The sequence below is a fragment of the Polaribacter sejongensis genome (assembly GCF_038024065.1).
GTDB classification, from domain to species: domain Bacteria; phylum Bacteroidota; class Bacteroidia; order Flavobacteriales; family Flavobacteriaceae; genus Polaribacter; species Polaribacter sejongensis.
In genome coordinates, this window is the sequence record NZ_CP150667.1 from 3,043,024 (window position 1) to 3,063,122 (window position 20,099).

The 20,099-nt window shown below is 30.9% G+C and carries 11 protein-coding genes; 5 read left to right on the forward strand and 6 right to left on the reverse strand.

Going from position 1 to position 20,099, the window contains the following annotated elements:
• The 3 genes from sprA to WHD08_RS12675 form a co-directional block, all read right to left on the reverse strand.
• Nucleotides 1–7,098, reverse strand: coding sequence for a cell surface protein SprA (gene sprA, locus WHD08_RS12665; RefSeq protein WP_244183314.1), 7,098 nt, complete (start codon nt 7,096–7,098; stop codon nt 1–3).
• A gap of 17 nt (nt 7,099–7,115) precedes the next feature.
• Nucleotides 7,116–7,697 (reverse strand): Holliday junction branch migration protein RuvA, encoded by a 582-nt coding sequence (gene ruvA, locus WHD08_RS12670; RefSeq protein WP_165731618.1) that lies wholly within the window; start codon nt 7,695–7,697, stop codon nt 7,116–7,118.
• A 157-nt stretch (nt 7,698–7,854) separates the two neighbouring features.
• Nucleotides 7,855–10,152 (reverse strand): NADP-dependent malic enzyme, encoded by a 2,298-nt coding sequence (locus tag WHD08_RS12675; protein ID WP_208890571.1) that lies wholly within the window; start codon nt 10,150–10,152, stop codon nt 7,855–7,857.
• A gap of 220 nt (nt 10,153–10,372) precedes the next feature.
• Here WHD08_RS12675 and WHD08_RS12680 point away from each other — a divergent pair, with 220 nt between their 5' ends.
• Entirely contained in the window at nt 10,373–12,829 is a 2,457-nt protein-coding gene (locus tag WHD08_RS12680; RefSeq protein WP_208890570.1) for a DUF5686 and carboxypeptidase regulatory-like domain-containing protein, read from the forward strand.
• Between the two features lie 12 nt (nt 12,830–12,841).
• Nucleotides 12,842–13,084: a molybdopterin converting factor subunit 1 gene (moaD, locus tag WHD08_RS12685; protein ID WP_208890569.1), complete on the forward strand. Its 243-nt coding sequence runs from the start codon at nt 12,842–12,844 to the stop codon at nt 13,082–13,084.
• A gap of 121 nt (nt 13,085–13,205) precedes the next feature.
• Here the strand turns inward: moaD and WHD08_RS12690 are convergent, their stop codons facing one another.
• Nucleotides 13,206–13,481: a DUF3817 domain-containing protein gene (locus WHD08_RS12690; RefSeq protein WP_165731622.1), complete on the reverse strand. Its 276-nt coding sequence runs from the start codon at nt 13,479–13,481 to the stop codon at nt 13,206–13,208.
• A gap of 142 nt (nt 13,482–13,623) precedes the next feature.
• On the opposite strand from WHD08_RS12690, the gene WHD08_RS12695 reads away from it, so the two are divergent.
• Entirely contained in the window at nt 13,624–14,046 is a 423-nt protein-coding gene (locus tag WHD08_RS12695; protein WP_208890568.1) for a molybdenum cofactor biosynthesis protein MoaE, read from the forward strand.
• A 486-nt stretch (nt 14,047–14,532) separates the two neighbouring features.
• On the opposite strand, the gene WHD08_RS12700 is transcribed toward WHD08_RS12695, so the two are convergent.
• Both WHD08_RS12700 and WHD08_RS12705 read right to left on the reverse strand, forming a co-directional pair.
• Entirely contained in the window at nt 14,533–15,549 is a 1,017-nt protein-coding gene (locus WHD08_RS12700; RefSeq protein ID WP_208890567.1) for a COX15/CtaA family protein, read from the reverse strand.
• 249 nt (nt 15,550–15,798) lie between these two features.
• Nucleotides 15,799–15,990 carry a cold-shock protein gene (locus tag WHD08_RS12705; RefSeq protein ID WP_068447358.1) on the reverse strand — a complete coding sequence of 64 codons (192 nt, stop codon included), beginning with the start codon at nt 15,988–15,990 and terminating at the stop codon, nt 15,799–15,801.
• A 386-nt stretch (nt 15,991–16,376) separates the two neighbouring features.
• On the opposite strand from WHD08_RS12705, the gene WHD08_RS12710 reads away from it, so the two are divergent.
• Nucleotides 16,377–17,651 (forward strand): ribonucleotide-diphosphate reductase subunit beta, encoded by a 1,275-nt coding sequence (locus tag WHD08_RS12710; RefSeq protein WP_165732010.1) that lies wholly within the window; start codon nt 16,377–16,379, stop codon nt 17,649–17,651.
• 3 nt (nt 17,652–17,654) lie between these two features.
• Nucleotides 17,655–19,433 (forward strand): ribonucleoside-diphosphate reductase subunit alpha, encoded by a 1,779-nt coding sequence (locus WHD08_RS12715; RefSeq protein WP_165731625.1) that lies wholly within the window; start codon nt 17,655–17,657, stop codon nt 19,431–19,433.
• Nucleotides 19,434–20,099 lie beyond the last annotated feature (666 nt).

Here is a 20,099-nt window from a genome sequence, read left to right on the forward strand (position 1 = left end):
TTAATTTCCTCCTAAGTTATAAATAATATTAAATCCTCCATTAATTGCCTGTCTAGGAAAAGTGGTAGAGATTGCATATCTAGATGTTTGATGGTTGTAATAGAATGATGCGGTTAAACTATTACTTAATCTATAATCTGCGGTAAATTTAATAGAAAAAAGTTTTTGTCCACCACTAATTTGATCATTATCTTCATCTACAGATCTAATTTGTGTAATATTATCTCTTAAAGACACATCTGCTCTTAAATTGACATCTCCTTTTAGTGTTTGTTTCTTTCCTGTAAAACGAGTATTGAATTTTACGTCTTCAAAAACATAGCCCATTCCAAATATAAATTCTGTTCCAGAAATATCTGTTAAGGTACTGTTGTTAAAATTCATGGTAAGCGTTCTGTCACTTTTTATTTCTCCTCTTAAAGAGAATGAGTTTCTCATTTTCATATCTAGTTTAATTAGTGGAGAAAATTCATCTACTAAAGTAACTGCAGATACTAACAATTCTGATTCATAATTGTTGGCAGCATTTAAGTTTGCGTAAGGGTTATCTGCATCATACTGTAAATTATTGGTAAAACTAGATACAGTGTAAGAAGATCTATAACCGTGTGAAACTACAAAATTACTAAAGTTCTTCTTGAAGAAATTAAACTTCATTAAACCATTGTAACGCAATGTCCAGTTAGGGATTGGAACATCTCTAAAAAGACCCGTATTTACTTTATCTGGACTTTTACCAGAATAGGCAGCTACAAAAGCAGGTAATAAAACTTGCTGGCTGTTGGCTCCAAAACCACTTGCAGGTACTACATTTTCTGTAGCTAATCTGTTTGAAATGATACTTCTATAATTTCTTAAATTCTGAAATAAAACATCTCCGTTTGTAAATGCAGTAGAAATCATAGAGTAACTGGTACTAAAGTTTCCTGTTTCAAAGAAAGGAGTATTTTCAAATTCATTGCTGCCAGATACAAGGTCTAGTTGCTGAGAGAGATCTCTTGTTTGTATTTTATTACCTCTAACATCTATATTTAAATCCTTAATTGGTTTTAGTGTAAATGTGTAATCTAATTTATTGTAATGTGTTTTGCTGTAAGTTTTACTGTAATATTCTTCTCCATTGTTTCTAGATACAAACCAACCTTGTTCTAAAGCTTTATTTCTAATATCTACTTGGCTACCAAAAGCGAAAGAGGTAGGAGCACCGCCTAAAAAACCAACATCTTCTGTATACCCTGGTAATAATTGACCGTTGTTTTCTGAATAACTTATTTTACCTTGTTTTACAGAAGTTAGAACATCGTAAGTACCTTTTAAGATCTTTTTACCGATAGATAATTTTTTGTTTTGCTTAACTCTTCCTGGAGTTCTTGGTAAACTTGCACCTTGATCTCCTTTTGCACTTTTACGTTGATTTTTAGTCAATAATAATTTTTCGAAACCAAGCCCTTTGTAAAAAGCATCAAAATTAATAGTGGTATTTAAATTGTGCGTATTTGCATTTTGTATGGTGTTTCCTATTAAGTTTACAGAAGCTACATCTACACCATTAACGTCTATGGTACTTTGTGGCGCCGCTTGCCAATCAAAATCTGCTGTATATGCATAATCTGCTTTTATAAACTTTAAAAAAGGAATTTTATCTATTGGTAAATTATATGTTCCGTTTAATGCTTGATGGTAATGATTGGCTCTTCCTGTATTAAAGAAGTCATCAAAAACTTGTATTTCATCATCGCTACCAAAAGTATCGTAAATATAGCTGTTGGTGGCATTAAAGTTTACTTGTAACGATTTTGTTAAATCGAAACCAATAGTATAATCCCAATCAAATAAATATCTACGCTGTTTTAACTCTGGTTGTTCTGATAAACCAGACACTAAATTTCTAGATTGTTGTTCATTATAATATCTGTTGATACTAGAATTAATTGCAAAAGTTTTAGGAATTGGATTAAAATTAAAGTCCTTTAAAAGTTGCCAATATTTATTTCTAAAAATAGAATCATTATTTTTAAATGGTTCTAATGGTTTAGAATCGAAACTAAAATTATAAGATGCAGAAGCTCTTACACTTTCGTTAATTCTTTTTTTAATGTTGTAATTTCTTTGAAATTCTTTGTTATGAGCATAAGAAACAGCTACGTTTTCTACGTCATAAAACTTAGGTTTTTTTGTAGAATTAGGGTTTCTATTCTTCTTAACGTTAGTAAAGCTAATGCTTGTTCTTTTGGTATAATCTCTAGAAAATTCACTATTTTCATTTTCACCTAAAGCATCTGCTAATTCTACGTCTTGAAACTGAGGATCGTATTTTGGGTCTATATAAACCTCACCAATACTATAACTCATTGGTAATTGAATTCCCCATTTTTTAGGAGTTAATACTTTACCTAAATTTATAGTAGTAGCAACATCATATTGTTTTGTTTCATCTAAACTACGTTGTCCTACTCTGTCTTCTACATTACCAAAACCAATGGTAGACATACTACCTGATAAAGATATATTTGCTACATCGGCAAAATTTGCATCGGCATTTAGTACAGCTGCCCATCCACCTTCATTATCAAAACCAGAAGAACGTAACTCATTAAACCAAACCTCACCACTAATTGGTGATGTTGTTTTGTTTTTTACTCCTAAAATAATTGTTTTTAATTCTGCTAACGTTGGGTTTCCTTTTACGGAAATTGTATACGGTATTTCGGCATCTTGCTCAATAGAAGTATAGATATCTGTAATGGCAACACCAGCTCTGTCTCTTTCTAATTTTACCAATCCAAAAGTTTCTAGAAAAGCATCTAAATTATTTGCTTCTGGCCAAAGATCTAAAGCAGAAGTACCATTTTGAGATACTTTTAAAGGGAGTTCTATTTGATAAAAGTTATCATCTAAATCCGTACCTAACCTTATAACTGCAGAAAAATCATTGTCATTTATGGCAAGTGCTCCTTCATTTTTCTGAAGGTGCATAAACATTTTTAAATTCTTAAATCGTCTTAAATCAATGCTTATGTTTTTATAAATGGCTCTGGTTTCGTTTGCAGGTAAATTATTTACTTTTAAGGTAACAGATTGTTCATTTTGTAATTGTACGCTAGTACTACCTTGTAATTGCTCTCTTTCTATTCCTGGAGGCTGAATGTAGCTTCCTTCATTTTGTTCTATACTTACAACACCAACTTCAAAATCTTTTAATTCATTTTCATCTAAATCTTCTGGTGTAGAAATAGATTCGTCTAATGTTTTTGTATAACGTCTCCAATCTCCACGTACCAAATCTAACTCTCCAAAACGAAGTACTACCGGTATTTTAAAATTAGTTAAAAACATTCTCATAAAACGAATACTATTAAAATCTGAAATACCATTTACAGGTGTTCCGCTTCTAATAGGTACTCTAAATTGATACCAAGTTGTTGTTTGGTTTGCTCCGTTTTCTAAAGTTACATCTGTTGTTTTTTTATCAACAATAAAATTCTTACCAACAACCAAATCATTTCTATTCATAGAAACTTTATACTCGTAGTAACTTTCTACGGTATTCATGGTCTGATCTTTATTAATATCCTCTACATCTGGATAGGTTGTAGAGGAGGTAGGGTAGCTTTCTGTAGATTGATTTAAGGTTGGAGAATTTCCTTGTGTATTGTTATAATCTTTATATCTAGTAATTATAGAAGCACGATTTGCGTCTAACTCACTCCCTCTAAAATATTGAAAATTATCTGATGCAGGATCATTAGGGTTTAATTTACTAAAGTTAGGAAGGGTTGTGCTGTACTTCGCAAATTCTTCAGCATCATTTAAACCATTATATCCAAGATCTTGATTTGCTCTAGACTCATCATTTTCATCAAAAGCATAAATTATAGAGGAGTTTGTTGGTACTTTACCCCAAGTTGTTTCTACGGTATTTATTTCTCCACCAGTTTCTGGTAAACCGTTTTCAAACATTTTACGACTATCTTTTAAGATGTCTTCAGAAACATTACCTAAGTTTAAGTATAAATTTCCAATTTGGTTTGATGGATCTTCCGGATTCATGCCTATAGGTAAACCTTCTGTTTCAGTAATTGAATAATTTTCATAAGGATCCATTACCCAAAACTGCACATATTCAACATTTGCTTGATCAAAATTGTTGGTTGTTAAAGCTCTCATAACTCCTGCCCATCTATTTTGTGGGTCAGAGAAAGTTCCGTCTGCTTTTACGTTAATACCGGTATCAAAATTATAAGAACCTCTTTCTGATGGGAAATAAGCTAAATCTAAAGTTCTTATTACTGAGTTCTGTGTAATATCTAACTGCACATTAGGGAATAATTCCCTATAATTAATCTGTCTAGTTTCTGCTCTAGAAAGTTCTGCAGCATTAATATTTGGAGGTGTATCTCCAGCACCGTAAAAAATTTGGTCTACATTATACCATGCCAATTTACCTCTTTGATAATTGTAAGATAAATCTTCTTGATCTCCATTAAAACCTGCGAAAAATTTTGGGGTACTTGCTTCATGCCAATCTAATGGCGATAAGATACTAATAGGTATTTGAGAAGCTTCAAAATCATCTATATAAGAAGTTGCAGCACCTGCCACATCAATGCCACTTGGCGTTCCTGGAAGCAAATATGCCATATCTGCTCTAACCGATAAATTAGAAGGCACATCTGTGTCTACAAAGGGTAATTTATTTGCCAATTTTGTAAAATAAGGTACTTCTGTTGTGTAATCTATATTTGCCCCAAACATGGTATTGTTTATTGGGTCTGAACCAAAATTTACTTTAGGAGTAATAGGCTTTTCATTTACATTTAAAATGGTTGCTCCAATAATAAATTTATCTGAAAATTTATGTTCAACATCTACTCCCATAAATGTTTTTTGTTGTTGATTAAACACCGCGTTGTTTTCTGTAGAAACACTTATTGGCGTTCCGGAAGCTTGCAAGCCACTGTCTATAATTTGTACACGACCTGCTTGGTAATCTACTACATAATCTACCCCTTCTACCAATTGTCTTCCACCTGCGGTTACTGTAACAGATCCTCTAGGTACATTAAAAGCTCCAATTGGTATTCCTCCAGAATTTTCTGATTTAAAATATCCTTTTAAATAGTATTTATCTTTATTTTGATAGTTGTTTTGCGCGTTTACTTTTGTATTTAAATAGAGTTCTTTAAATAAATAGTTATTGTCTACAGTTTCATCTAAACCAACATCATTGGTGTTCTGTTGTACCAAATCATTTCCAAAAGGTTCTGGTTCTGGGAAAAAGATAAATCCTTTTTGAGAATTAACAGTAATGCCTTCTACAAAATCAAAATATCCATCTGGAGTTCTATATTGACTTTGGTCTAATTGATCTAATTTAAAAACTTGTATTAATGGTAAATTGGTAATACCTGCAGTATTTGCATTTTGTAAAACATTAGATGAAATACCTGTTTGATCATCTCTATATTGAATTTCAAAATAGAAACCATCCTGCGATAATGGATAGGCACCTAAAGCATAGACGTTTTTCATCATTAAACGCCAAGTAGGAAAAGCTTCATCTTCACCTGTGTTTATGTTTGCACGTTTTGTTTTTAAAATCTCACTACGTAATAATTTTACTGCTAAAGTTTGTGGAGATTGAATACCATCATTAGAAAATTCACCCACTTTAAAAGAAGTTTCTGTGCTGCCACTAATTCCTCCTGCAACAGTATATTCATAAGCAACAGCTAAAACTTCACCATCATTTAACCTACTATTTAAAGATATAAAACCTAATTGAGAGTTTAAGGTAAACTCACTAGTGTTCAATTTTCTTGCATTTTCTAACACAGAATAATCTGTACCCTCACTCATATTATAAGGTTGTAAGGTACTATTTATGGTAGAAATACTTCTAATACCACTAGTTGTAGTAAGTAAATTAGATAAATTATTAGATTCGTTTGTTGGTATATTTCCTCCGGTTGTTGTTGGCGGACTTGTAGGTTGTACTGCTCCTGTTTGGTTTACTAAAACATCGGTATCAGACTCACCAATATCTGCTAAAGCTACAATACTTCTGTAATCTTCTGTGCTAGAACTTGTGTTGGTTACCCAAACTTCTACCCTTGTAATATTAATTTGGCTATTAATTAAAGGATAATTTTTAAGAGAATTTGCGTAGTTGTCTATAAAATATTGCGATAAGAAAAAGTGACGGTCATTATCGTAATCTGTAGCCTTTAATTGAAACTCTTGTATAGAAGCACCACCTTCTGAAACTGTTGTTGTACTTTCTGAGTTTTGCTGTGAGAAAACAGCAGTTATATTTGTGTTACCAAATTTTAACTGTGTTTTTACACCGAATAGACTTTGTGCCCCATTAATTAATGAGTTTTTAATGGGCATAGAAATATTACCAGCTTCTATTCCTTGTAAAATATCATCTTCTGTTGGCTCGTAACCAATTTTTACTAAATTCTGAAAATCGAAAGTAGATTGTGTGTCGTAATTTGCTGTAAAATCTAAACGTGTACCTACTTGTGCACGAATACTTGCGTTAATTTGTTGGTCAAAATCAAAGGTAAAACTGCTTCTGTTTTCTTCGGATAATTGCGGGTTTTCTGTATTCTGATAAATAAAACCTAGCTTTAAATTTAAGCTTCCGGTAGGTGTTACTTTAATTTCACTTCCTCCAAAAATAGTTTTAAATAAGTCAGATTTTACATAATAGGTTGGTAGTAGGTCTTTTTGAGCTTCTTTAGATCCTTTTTTGTTAGAGTTCGTAGCACTTACTTTGTCTTTATAATACTGCGTCATATCTCGCCTTAAACGATAATCTGCGTATTCTTTTTGTGTTAGATAAATAGGTGTTTTTGTATAATAATCGCCTATTTTTTCTACAATTACATACCTGTTTAAATCTTTATCAAAAATAATTTCTTTCTCTGCCAGATAATCTAAAAATAAACCACCAGTTTGCTCTTTTTTAAAGTTATATCTTAAGTCTAGAGTGTCCTTTTTTACTGTTATGGAATCTGTATCCTTATCTGTTTGCGCATAAGAGGTGTTTGCTATGAAAGCAAAAGCAAGAAATAAAAATATTTTTTTCAAAAAATTTTTCAAAATTCTTATAAATTTTTTAAGGCTAGTTTTATTAAGTTTTCTACGGTAGCTTCCGGGTTTTCTTTTAAAATTGTTGAGATCACTTTCTCTGATTGCTTTTTATTAAACCCTAAAACTTCTAAAGCAGATAACGCTTCATCCTTATTGGTATTGCTTGTAAAAGTAGAAACTTCATCAATATTAAAGGTTTTTAAAATTTTATCCTTTAAATCTACAATAACTCTTTGTGCTGTTTTTGCACCGATTCCTTTTACAGATTGTATGAGTGGAACATTTTCTGATGCAATAGCATGTTGTATTTCTTCTGATGTCATAGATGACAACATCGTTCTTGCAATACTTGGTCCAACACCTGAAACAGAAATTAACAGTTTAAAAACTTCTCTCTCTGTTTTTGTAAAAAAACCAAAAAGGGTATGTGCATCTTCTCTTATTGATAAATGTGTGTATAAAACAACAGCTTCATCATCGGGTAAACTAGAGAAAGTATTTAGAGAAATATGTAATAAATAACCAACTCCATTGCAATCTACAACAACCTCTGTTGGGTTTTTTTCTACCAACCTTCCTCTAACTTGTGTAATCATATATTTCTTTTTCTAAGCCTCTAAAGTAAGAATTTATTTTAGGTTTGGTGTGAGCGCAATTTATATTTTATAAATCAAAGAGATTAGACTTTAAATGATAACAAATAAATGTCTAATCTCTATTTTATTTAAACTCGATTCTTACATCAAATTAATCTTATGCTAAATTATTATTAATTTTACTTCTTTTTTCTTTTTCTTGAGCATCTACGGCAGCCAACGCAGCCATGTTTACCATTTCATCTACACTAGAACCTAATTGTAAAATATGTACAGGTTTACTTAATCCTAAAATTATTGGACCAATAGATTCTGCGTGGTTTAATTGTTTCATTAACTTATAAGTAATGTTTGCAGACTCTAAATTAGGGAAAATTAAAACATTTACTTTTTTACCATTTAGTTTCGAAAACGGAAATTCTTTTGCTAACATTTCTGGATTTAAAGCAAAATCTGCTTGTAATTCTCCATCAATAATAGTGTCTGGAAAGTGTCTGTGTAAGTAAGAAACAGCTTCGGTTATCTTTTTAGAAGTTTCTGAACTTGAAGATCCAAAGTTAGAAAAAGAAACCATTGCCATGTTTGGTTTCATACCAAACATTTTTACAAAATTACCAGTCATTTGCGAAATTTTCACCAATTCTTTTGCCGTAGGGTTTATGTTAATTGTAGTATCTGCTAAAAATAACGGACCTTGTTTGGTTAACATTAAGTTGGTTGCAGCAATTTTAGTAATTCCTTTGTCTTTTTCAATTAGTTCTAAAATTGGTTTTAAAACAGTTGGGTAAGGTCTAGAATATCCTGTAATTAATGCATCTGCTTCTTCTTCATTCACCATCATTGCAGCAAAATAATTACGTTCTCGCATTAATTTTGTTGCTTCAGATAAAGTACGTCCTTTACGTCTTCTATTTTTCCAATAAATTTTTCCAAAACGCTCTCTACGTTCTGCTTCTTCATCAGTTTTTGGATCTATAATTGGCACAATTTCAGTAAAACCTATTTCTGCTTTTAAAGCTAAGATTACTTCTTTTCTTCCTAACAATATTGGGTGACCAATCTTTTCATCATGTACTCTTTGTGCAGCTTTTAAAACATCTATATGGTCTGCTTCTGCAAACACAATACGTTTTCTATTACTTTTTGCTCTATTGTGTAAAAGTCTAATCTCTTTATTTCCAGAACCAGAACGCTCCATTAATTCCTCTCTATACTTATCCCAATCTTCAATAGGTTGTAAAGCAACACCAGAATCCATTGCTGCTTTTGCAATAGCTGGTGGAATTTCATAAATTAATCTAGGGTCAAATGGTTTTGGAATAATGTATTCTCTTCCGTACGCTAAACTTACTTCATCATAAACAATGTTTACTTGTTCTGGTACCGATTTTTTAGCCAAATCTGCTAAAGCATGAACGGCTGCCATTTTCATTTCCTCATTAATTTTGGTCGCTCTAACATCTAAAGCTCCTCTAAAAATAAATGGAAATCCAAGTACATTATTCACTTGGTTAGGATGGTCAGATCTTCCCGTAGCCATTATAATATCTTTTCTTGTAGCAACTGCTAAATCGTAATCTATTTCAGCCACAGGGTTTGCCATTGCAAAAACAATTGGGTCTTTAGCCATGGTTAAAAGCATCTGTGGAGTAACTACATTTCCTTTAGATAAACCAATAAATACATCAGCATCATGCATTGCTTCATCTAGCGTGTGTAAATCTCTATCGGTTGCAAATTCGGCTTTTTGTGAAGTAAGGTTGTCTCTATCACTTCTAATAACACCTTTACTATCGCACATTACTACGTTTTCTTTCTTTACACCTAGTTTTAAATACAAAAGTGTACAAGAAATTGCAGCAGCTCCAGCGCCATTAACAACAATTTTTACTTTGCTAATATCTTTATTAGTAATGTCTATGGCGTTTTTTAAGGCGGCAGCAGAAATAATTGCTGTTCCGTGTTGGTCGTCGTGCATTACCGGAATGTCTAATTCCTCTTTTAATCGTCTTTCAATTTCAAAAGCTTCTGGTGCTTTAATATCTTCTAAGTTAATTCCACCAAAAGTAGGTGCAATTGCTTTTACAGTTTGTATAAAAAGTTCTACATCGGTAGCATCTACTTCAATATCAAAAACATCAATATCTGCAAATATTTTAAATAGTAAACCTTTTCCTTCCATTACTGGTTTAGAGGCATCCGGACCAATATCTCCCAAACCTAAAACGGCAGTTCCGTTAGATATTACAGCAACTAAATTTCCTTTAGCTGTATATTTATAAGCATTGTTTTTGTCTTTTTCAATTTCTAAACAAGGCTCTGCAACACCTGGTGAGTATGCCAAAGCTAAGTCATGTTGAGTGGCGTATTTTTTAGTAGGAACCACTTCTATTTTTCCTGGTTTTGGTTTTGCGTGATATAATAAAGCTTCGTGTCTTTTTCTAGAATCGCTCATATAATAAGTCTTTGCTTGTTTAAGCTTACAAATATATGATTTTCAGTGAAAGAGAGAATTTATTTTCAAATCTTTTGATAGGCGTTAATTTTTATAAAATTAGGTCTTTTATTTTTTTAAACACCTTTATGTTAGGGTACTATTTTTTGTTGTTTAACAAATTTTAAAGATTTAGGTCGATCATAAAGTTTATGTTTGTTCTTATCAACACAACCAAACTATGAAAAAATATACTTTTCTGCTGTTTTTCTGGGTATCAATATCTGTCTTAGCACAAGTAAAAGGAAACATTACAGATACAAATAATGCGCCTTTATCATTTGTAAGTATTTATTTGGATGAAACTGTTACAGGAACAACTTCTAATGATAATGGAGCGTATATTTTAAATGTCAATAAAAAAGGAAAACATACTGTTGTTTTTCAAATCTTGGGCTATACAACACTAAAAAAGGAAATAAATATTACGTCTTTTCCTTTTGAATTAAATGTTCAATTAGAAGAAGAAAACGTACAGTTGGCAGAAATTTCTATCTCTACAAAAGACAATCCTGCAAATAGAATTATTAGAAACACAATAGCAAATAAGGATAAAAATACTGATAAATATGCAAAGTATACTGCTAAATTTTACTCTAGAGGTTTGTATAAAATTAAAGATGCTCCAGAGAAATTTTTAGGTAAAAATTTGGGCGATTTTGGTGGAGCATTAGATTCTACAAGAAGCGGAATTATTTATCTTTCTGAAACGGTTTCGGAAATTCATTTTCAGAAAAACCCAAAAAAGTTTAAAGAAAAAATTATTGCTTCTAAAGTAAGCGGAAAAGACAATGGTATTAGTTTTAATAGGGCAGAAGATGCAAATATTAATTTTTATGATAATAGTGTCACTTTTGGTAGCGATTTAATTTCACCAATATCTACAAATGCTTTTGGTTATTATAACTTTAGGCTAGAAGGATCTTTTTATGATACAAATGGTAAACTTATCAATAAAATAAAATTGCTTCCAAAGCGTAAAAATGATCGTGTTTTTAATGGTTATTTATACATTGTAGAAGATGATTGGGCTATTTATGGCGCAGATGTTTCCGTTACCGGAGCCCAAGTAAACATACCCATTGTAGATGTTTTAAATTTAAAACAAAACTATAATTATTCAGAGGCAAATGATGCCTGGGTGCTAATTAGTCAGAGTATAGATTTTAAAGTAGATGCATTAGGTTTTAATTTTGATGGGCGCTTTTCATCAGCATATTCTGCATATAATTTTACACCAAAATATAACGAAAACACGTTTACCAATGAGGTTTTATCGTTTGAGAAACAAGCAACCGAAAAAGATACCTTGTATTGGAATACCTTAAGACCTGTACCTTTAACGGAGGAAGAAACTGTTGATTATAAATTTAAAGACAGTTTAAAAGTGGTAAGAAAATCTAAAAAATATTTAGATTCTGTAAATAAAAAACAAAACAAGTTTAATTTACTCTCTTCTGTAACAGGTTATACGTATAGGAATTCTTATGAGAAATGGGCTATTTCTTACAATGGTTTAATTAATGACTTTAACTTTAATACGGTACAAGGTTTTAATGTTTCTTTAGGAGGTAGTTACTTTAAAAAGCAAAATGATACAGGGAAATGGTGGAATGTAGGAGGAAAGGTAAATTATGGCTTTTCGGACAAACGTATAAGGCCTACTTTCTTTTTAACTAAAAATTGGAATGATATTTCTAGACCTAAGATGACAATTTCTGGAGGGATTACAACGGCTCAGTTTAATGGTAGAAATCCTTTAATGAAATTAAATAACACCGTGAGTTCTTTGATGAGGAGGTTAAATTATTTAAGAATTTACGAAAAGGAGTTTGCTAAAATTAATTATTCAGAAGAAATTGTAAATGGAATTTACCTAGCTACATCATTTGAATATGCAAATAGAAAACCACTTTTTAATACCACAGATTACTCTTTTGCAAAGCAAGATAAAAACGGAGGTTATAAGCCTAATAATCCCTCAGATGTTATTGATGTGTTTGAAGAGCATAAAATTGCTACTTTAAATGTAGGCGCTACTTTTGTATTCGGACAAAAATATTTGTCTTATCCTGATAGAAAAGAAAATATAGACAATGAAAAATATCCGTCATTGAATGTTAATTATACCAAACGCTTTGGAGCTTCTAATTCCGAATTAAATTCAGATGTATTCACAGCAAATTTAACACAAGATATCAATGCAGGAAATTATGGTGAATTTTCTTATAATGTTAGGGGTGGAGTATTTCTTAAAAAGAAAGACATAGCTTTTATGGACTTTTTACAAGCCAACGGAAACCAATTACTTTTTCCGTTAGATCGTGAGTTAAGTAGCTTTGGTTTGTTAGAATATTATAAATTTTATACGAATGATAAATATGCAGAAGCACATATTCAGCATGATTTTAAAGGAGCTATTTTAGGAAAGATTCCGTTGTTAAATAAATTAAATCTTCATTTAGTTGGTGGAGCAAAAACCTTGGTGATGGCAGATAAAAAACCGTATACAGAATACTCTATTGGTTTAGATAATATAGGTTTTGGTAAATGGCGTTTTTTAAGAGTAGATTATGTAAGATCTTTTCACGGAGGAATTAAAAATGAAGGTTTATTGCTTCGATTGAGTATGTTTTAATATTTTTGATACATGAAAATTCAAGTACTTTTTTTCGGAATAACCACAGACTTTGTAGGTTCATCAGCTTTAGAGCTTAATATAGCGGATGTTGCTACTGTTGCAGATTTTAAAAACTCTTTAAAAGAGAAATATCAGCAGTTAGAAAAGTTGAATTCTTATGCAATTGCTGTGAATGAAAGTTATGCAACTGATGATTTACTGCTAAAAGAGAATGACGTTGTTGCTATAATTCCTCCAGTTAGTGGAGGTTAAAAAAGCTCATATTAATCTTCCCGAAGGGAAGAGGCTCTCTTTTTAATGGATTTTTAGTTTCCCTCAGTGAATCTCTGTGTTTTCTCTGCGAGTCTCAGTGTAACAACTACCAATCAACAATCTATTTCTTAAAATATTTTTTATCAACATAAAAAGTACCAAAAGGAATCACAGAAGCAATTAAAACCATCCCTAAAGTTTTATTGTTCCAATTCATTTCTTTCTTGATAACAATAGCCAATACTACATATAACATAAAAAGGATTCCATGGGGCATTCCTAACATTTTTACATAAGAATCATCGTGTTGTAAATATTTTATAGGTGTAGCAATAAATAATAATAATAGATAAGAAACTCCTTCTAAAATACTTACAATTCTAAAGATATTTTTCATATTGATAATTTTTGTCAATGTAACTTTTGGAGGTATTCTCTGTTGATTATTACAACATTTTTAAAGTACAGAAAATTCCTTGTAATGACGATTCATTTATTTTTGCAAAAATACAACTTTGTTTCCCTATTTTTGCTTAACAATGGTAAGAACTTCAATAAAAATTACTTCAGAAAAATTAGATTTACAAGAGTGTTATCGTTTTGTAGAAGATGATTCTTGTGGCGGAATTTCTGCATTTATAGGAACGGTAAGAAATGATACTCAAGGAAAAGAAGTTACGCAATTAGACTTTTCTACCTATAAGCTAATGGCAATTAAAGAAATGCAAAAAATTGCAGATTTGGCTTTAGAAAAATTTGATATTAAAAAAATTGCCATTCACCATGCAGAAGGAATGTTGCAAATTGGAGAAGTTCCAGTGATTATAACTACGTCTTCTAAGCATAGAAAAGCCGCTTTTGAAGCTTGCGAATTTGCAATTGACACTTTAAAAGAAACCGTTCCAATTTGGAAAAAAGAATATTTTTCAGACGGAGAAGTTTGGGTGAACGCGCATCCTTAATTTTAGTTCTCGGCGCTTAGTTACATTCTCAATGCTGGTGCGGGCGTCTCGCTCGTATTTTTTCTTAAAATATTGTAGAATAAGTTTGTAGAAATTACTCCACATATTATTGGTGTTTGCACGAGCGGGACGCTCGCGCTAGCGAATATCAGATGTCGTCCTAAAATAAGTTTCAAAGTTTAAAAAAAAACTATGTTTTCTATGTTGCTATGTGTTCAGTATACATAACAGTGAAGCCTCTTCTCTGGTGCGAGCGTCTCGCTCGTATCTTTTCTTAAAACATTGTTGAGTAAGTTTGTGGAAATTACTTAACATGTTATTGGTGTTTGCACGAGCGTGACGCTCGCGCTAGCGGATATCAGATGTCGTCCTAAAACAAGTTTAAAAGTTTAAAAAACACTGTGTTTTCTATATTGCTATGTCGTCAATTTTGTATTATTCAGCTTACACAACAGTGATCCTCTGAAAACTGAGACTGAATACTGTTTACTTAGTAAGTCTACTTTGCAACCATAAATAATACTGTAGTCCAAATAAAATAGCACCTGCCAATAAATGTGTTGCTTGCGTACCCAAAGGAAACTCGGCATAATACATTAACATTCCAGTAATGGTTTCTAAAAAGATTAATGCAACTACCCAATTTACCAATTTGTATCCTAGGTTTTTAGCCTGATTTATGTAAAATAAAACAAAGTTTATCAATACAATTGCAATGGTAAAAGATCTATGAAAGTAGAATTTAAAACTCGGATTCATTAAACTGTAATCTTTGTTTTCGAAACCATAAAGCTTTACTTGCTCGTCTATAAATTGCCTTACTTGAGTTCCCATTGCTATTTGAATTAAAGAAAATACGGCAGAAATAATAAGTAATTTACTAAATAGTGAATTGTAATTGTAGGTTTTCTTTTTATCTGAAGTAATAAATTTTAATTGTAATAACAGCGCGATAATAATTAAACCAATAACCATGTGAATAGTTATTATAGAAGGTTTTAAATTTGTGTCTACTACTGTTTTTCCTAACCAAGCTTCTACCAACATTAAAAAGAAAGCAGTATAAGCAAGTATAGGAATTCTTTTATCTGTTTTCCAGAATTTTGAGGCTCCGTATATTAAGAATAAAAAAACAAAACCTGCTAAAACAGATGATAGTCTGTTTATGTACTCTGTCCAGGTGTGAAATTTATTAAAATTTGCGTAATCATGTTTTGTATAAGTAGCCCAATTACTTTTATTGAATTGTTCCGTCGTTTTAATATCGTGTTCTGCAACAAACAGCGCCTCATCTTTAATGATGATAAAACCTTTTTTAAATTCAGAATTTGGTTTCCAAGTAATTTGTTCTTCCGCTGTAGGCGGAATATAATACCCAAAACATTTTGGCCAATCAGGACATCCCATTCCTGAGCCAGTCATTCTAACAACAGAGCCTGCTAAAAAAATTAAGTAGACAGATATAATGGCAATTTGTACAGTTTTTGTGAAGCTACTTTTCATTATAAATAAAAGTTTTTACAAAAATAAGGCAAAAAAAATTCGTTTAAAATAAATTAAACGACTTGTTCTTGTAAAAAAGGAAATACTTGCCAATAAGTTTTTAAAACAGCTTTGTTTTCTAAATAATTACACGCAATTAGTTAAAATGGCATTTTACTTTTTATAAAAGGCATGTTTTATAAAAAAAAATAAGACAAAAAAAAGCCGCTTAAAAAATTAAGCGACTTGTTCTTTTCAAAAAATTTAAAATTATAGAACTCTAACGTCTACTGCATTTAAACCTTTTCTACCTTCTTTAAGGTCGAACTCTACTGCGTCACCTTCTCTAATTTCGTCAATTAATCCTGATACATGTACAAAGTACTCTGTGTTTGAATCATCTTCTGTTACAAATCCAAATCCTTTAGATTCGTTGAAGAATTTTACTGTCCCTTTTTTCAAAATAATATAATATAAATGTTAATAATACTGCAAATATAAGATTATATTAATTGATATTACCAAAATGTGGTTTTAAATAATTGTTTTCTTTTTGTAAGTATAACGTAACAGATTGTAAGTGAAAAAAAGTAAATAATTGTTACAAAAATTATTTAATAGAGGTCTTTTAAGAAACTCAATACCGATAGTAGTTACAGCGATTTTGTATTGATAATTGTATGGTAATGAGATTTTTAAAAAATCATTTTTTTAGCGTTAAATTTCGAAAAACTGTTAATTTGTTAAAAACTTCAAGGGTTTTGTGAATAAGTATAACTTTTATTTTGGAGCAAAAAATCCAATCTTTGTTAACACTAAAAATAACAATTAAACACCCTTCATTTACCTTGGAAATTACGCATATTATAAAAAGAGACTCAGAAACAACCACATTTGAGTTAGAGAAAATTATTAATGCTATAGAAAAAGCAATGCTTACCGTTAACAATGGTTCTAGAAATGATGCTATTGCTATATCAAATATTGTACATGGTACATTATTAGAAAGAAGGTTAAATGAACCAGATTATATTCCTACAGTAGAGCAAGTACAAGATATCGTAGAATATAAATTAATGGACAGTCCTTTTCATGACGTTGCAAAGGCATACATATTATATAGAGACGAACAAACTAGAAGTAGAAAACCAAATATTTTTGAGAAGAGAATTAACTTAAAGCCTTACGATTATCCTGCTTTAGGAGAATATGTAGATGCAATTAGACATTCTTATTGGATTCATACAGAGTTTAATTATACAAGTGATATTCAGGATTTTAAAACCTCTCTTACCGAGGTAGAGAAAAATGCGATAAAAAATACCATGTTGGCAATTTCTCAAATAGAGGTTGCTGTTAAAACTTTTTGGGGAGACATTTATAAGAAGATGCCAAAGCCAGAAATTGGTTCTGTAGGTGCAACTTTTTCTGAAAGTGAAGTGCGCCATCATGATGCGTATTCTCATTTATTAGAGATTTTAGGGTTAAATAATGAGTTTAAAAACTTAAAGAAAAACCCTGTTATAATGAAACGTGTTAACTATTTAGAAGCCGCGTTAAAAAATGTAAATAGTGAAGACAATCAAGAGTTTTCTGAGTCTATAATATTGTTCTCTTTATTTATAGAGCACGTGTCTTTATTTTCTCAGTTTTTGATTATCATGGCTTTTAACAAGCATAAAAATGTATTAAAAGGTATCTCTAACGTGGTAGAAGCTACTTCTAAAGAAGAGCAGATTCATGGAGATTTTGGAATCGATTTAATCAAAATTATAAAAGAAGAAAACCCAGAATGGTTTAGTGAAGAGCACAATTTATTGGTTCAAGAAACTTGTAAAGAAGCTTTTAATTCTGAAAGTAAATTAATTGATTGGATTTTCGAAAAAGGAGAATTAGACTTTCTACCTAAAGATGTAATTAATGAATTTATTAAAAATAGATTTAATAATTCTTTAGAAAGTATTGGTATTGCAAAAGTATTTGAGGTAGATCAAAAATTATTAGCAGAAACAGATTGGTTTGATGATGAAATTATTGGAACCAAACATGGTGATTTCTTTGTAAAAAGATCAATCAACTATAGTAAAAGAACAAAAAGTATAACTAGCGACGACTTATTTTAAATTATGAACTTGAACGAAACAAAAACAACAGAACTTACAGAACACGAACAGTTAATTCAAGTTAGAAACGCTGCTAGGAAAGAAATGCTTAAAGGTAAAGATCAACCAGAAATTACATGGCTAACAGAAAATAGTCGTAAATTTTTACAATCTGGTTATTTAACAGGAGATACTACACCAGAAGAAAGAATACGTGAAATTGCAGACAATGCAGAGCGTATTTTAAATATGGATGGGTTTTCTGATAAGTTTTATAAATACATGGCAGAGGGTTATTACTCTTTAGCTTCACCAATTTGGTCTAACTTTGGTAAGAAAAGAGGTTTACCAATTAGCTGTTTTGGATCGCATGTAGCAGATGATATGGGAGATATTTTGTTCTCTCAATCAGAAGTTGGTATGATGTCTAAATTAGGAGGAGGAACTTCTGGATACTTTGGTAAGTTGCGTAAAAGAGGTGCCGATGTAAAAAACAACGGTTCATCTTCTGGTTCTGTACACATTATGCAGTTGTTCGAAAAAATGGTAGATGTTGTAAGTCAAGGTTCTGTAAGACGTGGACGTTTTTCTCCATATTTACCAGTAGATCATCCAGATATTAAAGAGTTTTTAGAAATAGGAACAGAAGGAAACCCAATTCAAGAATTAACGCATGGTGTTACCGTTGGTGACGAATGGATGCAAGCAATGATTGATGGAGATGTAGAAAAAAGAGGTATTTGGGCTAAAATATTACAAAGAAGAGGAGAAATAGGATATCCTTATATACTTTTTAGAGACAATGCAAATAACGGAACGGTAGATGTTTACAAAGACAAAAACCACGAAATTTATGCGAGTAACTTGTGTACAGAAATCATGTTGCCTTCTAATGAAGATTGGTCTTTTGTATGTTGTTTATCATCTGTAAACTTATTACATTATGATAAGTGGAAAGATACAGATGCTGTAGAAACACTTACGTATTTCTTAGATGCAGTAATGCAAGAGTTTATCACTAAGTTAGAAGTATATAAAGATTCAGATGATAGAGACGATCAGTTTACGTTTCGTTTTATGGAGAAAGCGTATAATTTTGCTAAAGAAAATAGAGCTTTAGGTTTAGGTGCTTTAGGATGGCACTCTTTATTACAATCTAAAATGCATGCTTTTGATAGTGCAGAAGCGTATGCTTTAAACAGTGAAATCTTTAAGGTAATTAAAGAAAAATCTTACAAAGCGTCAGAAGAAATGGCTAAGTTGTATGGTGAGCCAGAAGTATTAAAAGGATACGGAAGACGTAACACCACTTTAAATGCTATTGCACCAACAACATCATCAGCATTTATTTTAGGACAAGTTTCTCAAGGAATTGAGCCAATTTGGTCTAACATATATGTAAAGGATATTGCAAAAATTAAAACAACGATTAAGAATCCAATTTTAGAAGCATTATTGGAAGAAAAAGGACATAATACATCAGATATTTGGAAAAGTATTAGAGATAATGATGGTTCTGTACAACATTTAAGTGTTTTAACAGAAGCAGAAAAAGATGTGTTTAAAACCTATTCAGAAATTGATCAAAATGTAATTGTATATCAGGCAGCTAATAGACAAAATCATATAGATCAAGGGCAGTCTATTAACATTATGGTACATCCAGATATGCCAATTAAAGAAGTGAATTCGGTTTATATTAATGCTTGGAAATTAGGTGTAAAATCTATGTATTACCAACACAGTATGAATGCTGCTCAGAAATTTAAGCAAAAGAAAGAATGTGCTAGTTGCGAAGGGTAATTAGTAATAAAATAAATTGAGAGAGAAGTCGAAAGGCTTCTCTTTATTATGAAATAATTAAAATATTTTATTTGAGATAAAAAAATAAGCATAAAAAAAAGCGATACTAGACATATCGCTTCTTGGTAATATTTTTAAATTTTTGCTTCCTAGGGCCAAAATTTTAATCTAAAGAAATGAATTTTGAGATTACTCAATCTCCTTCCCTTTTGTTTTTCAAAATTACAAAATACGATTCTCTTCGCCAAGTTTTATTAATGATTTTTTTAGAGTAAAAAGTGTTTTTAAAACACCTGTGTCTATTACTCTTAAATGAGAACTTATTAACAAAAAAAAATAAAAGTTGATAAGTCTACTAATCCAAATTACATGAATAGAGAATTTTTTAGATTAATCGAGAATAAATTAATAATTAATATTAATTTAAAAATCATAAAAGTAAAGAGTATTTTTTATAGTCTTATCCTTTTAGATATAATACGTGGATTAACAGTAAATATAAACCGTGTTGATATAGATTTTTGGTTATAAACATTTATTAAAAATAAAATTGGGGAGTTTATTCTTGATTTTAAATGAATTATTTAACACAAAGAGAAGTCGAAAAGGCTTCTCTTTTTTTTTGAAGCTATTTCCAGCTTTGTGTTTATCTTGAGCTTAGTCGAA

Coding starts and splice junctions, on each gene's coding strand:
- ruvA (WP_165731618.1), bottom strand. CDS start 7,697: ATGATTACACAAGTTAGAGGAAGGTTGGTAGAAAAAAACCCAACAGAG.
- WHD08_RS12675 (WP_208890571.1), bottom strand. CDS start 10,152: ATGAGCGATTCTAGAAAAAGACACGAAGCTTTATTATATCACGCAAAA.
- WHD08_RS12680 (WP_208890570.1), top strand. CDS start 10,373: ATGAAAAAATATACTTTTCTGCTGTTTTTCTGGGTATCAATATCTGTC.
- moaD (WP_208890569.1), top strand. CDS start 12,842: ATGAAAATTCAAGTACTTTTTTTCGGAATAACCACAGACTTTGTAGGT.
- WHD08_RS12690 (WP_165731622.1), bottom strand. CDS start 13,481: ATGAAAAATATCTTTAGAATTGTAAGTATTTTAGAAGGAGTTTCTTAT.
- WHD08_RS12695 (WP_208890568.1), top strand. CDS start 13,624: ATGGTAAGAACTTCAATAAAAATTACTTCAGAAAAATTAGATTTACAA.
- WHD08_RS12700 (WP_208890567.1), bottom strand. CDS start 15,549: ATGAAAAGTAGCTTCACAAAAACTGTACAAATTGCCATTATATCTGTC.
- WHD08_RS12715 (WP_165731625.1), top strand. CDS start 17,655: ATGAACTTGAACGAAACAAAAACAACAGAACTTACAGAACACGAACAG.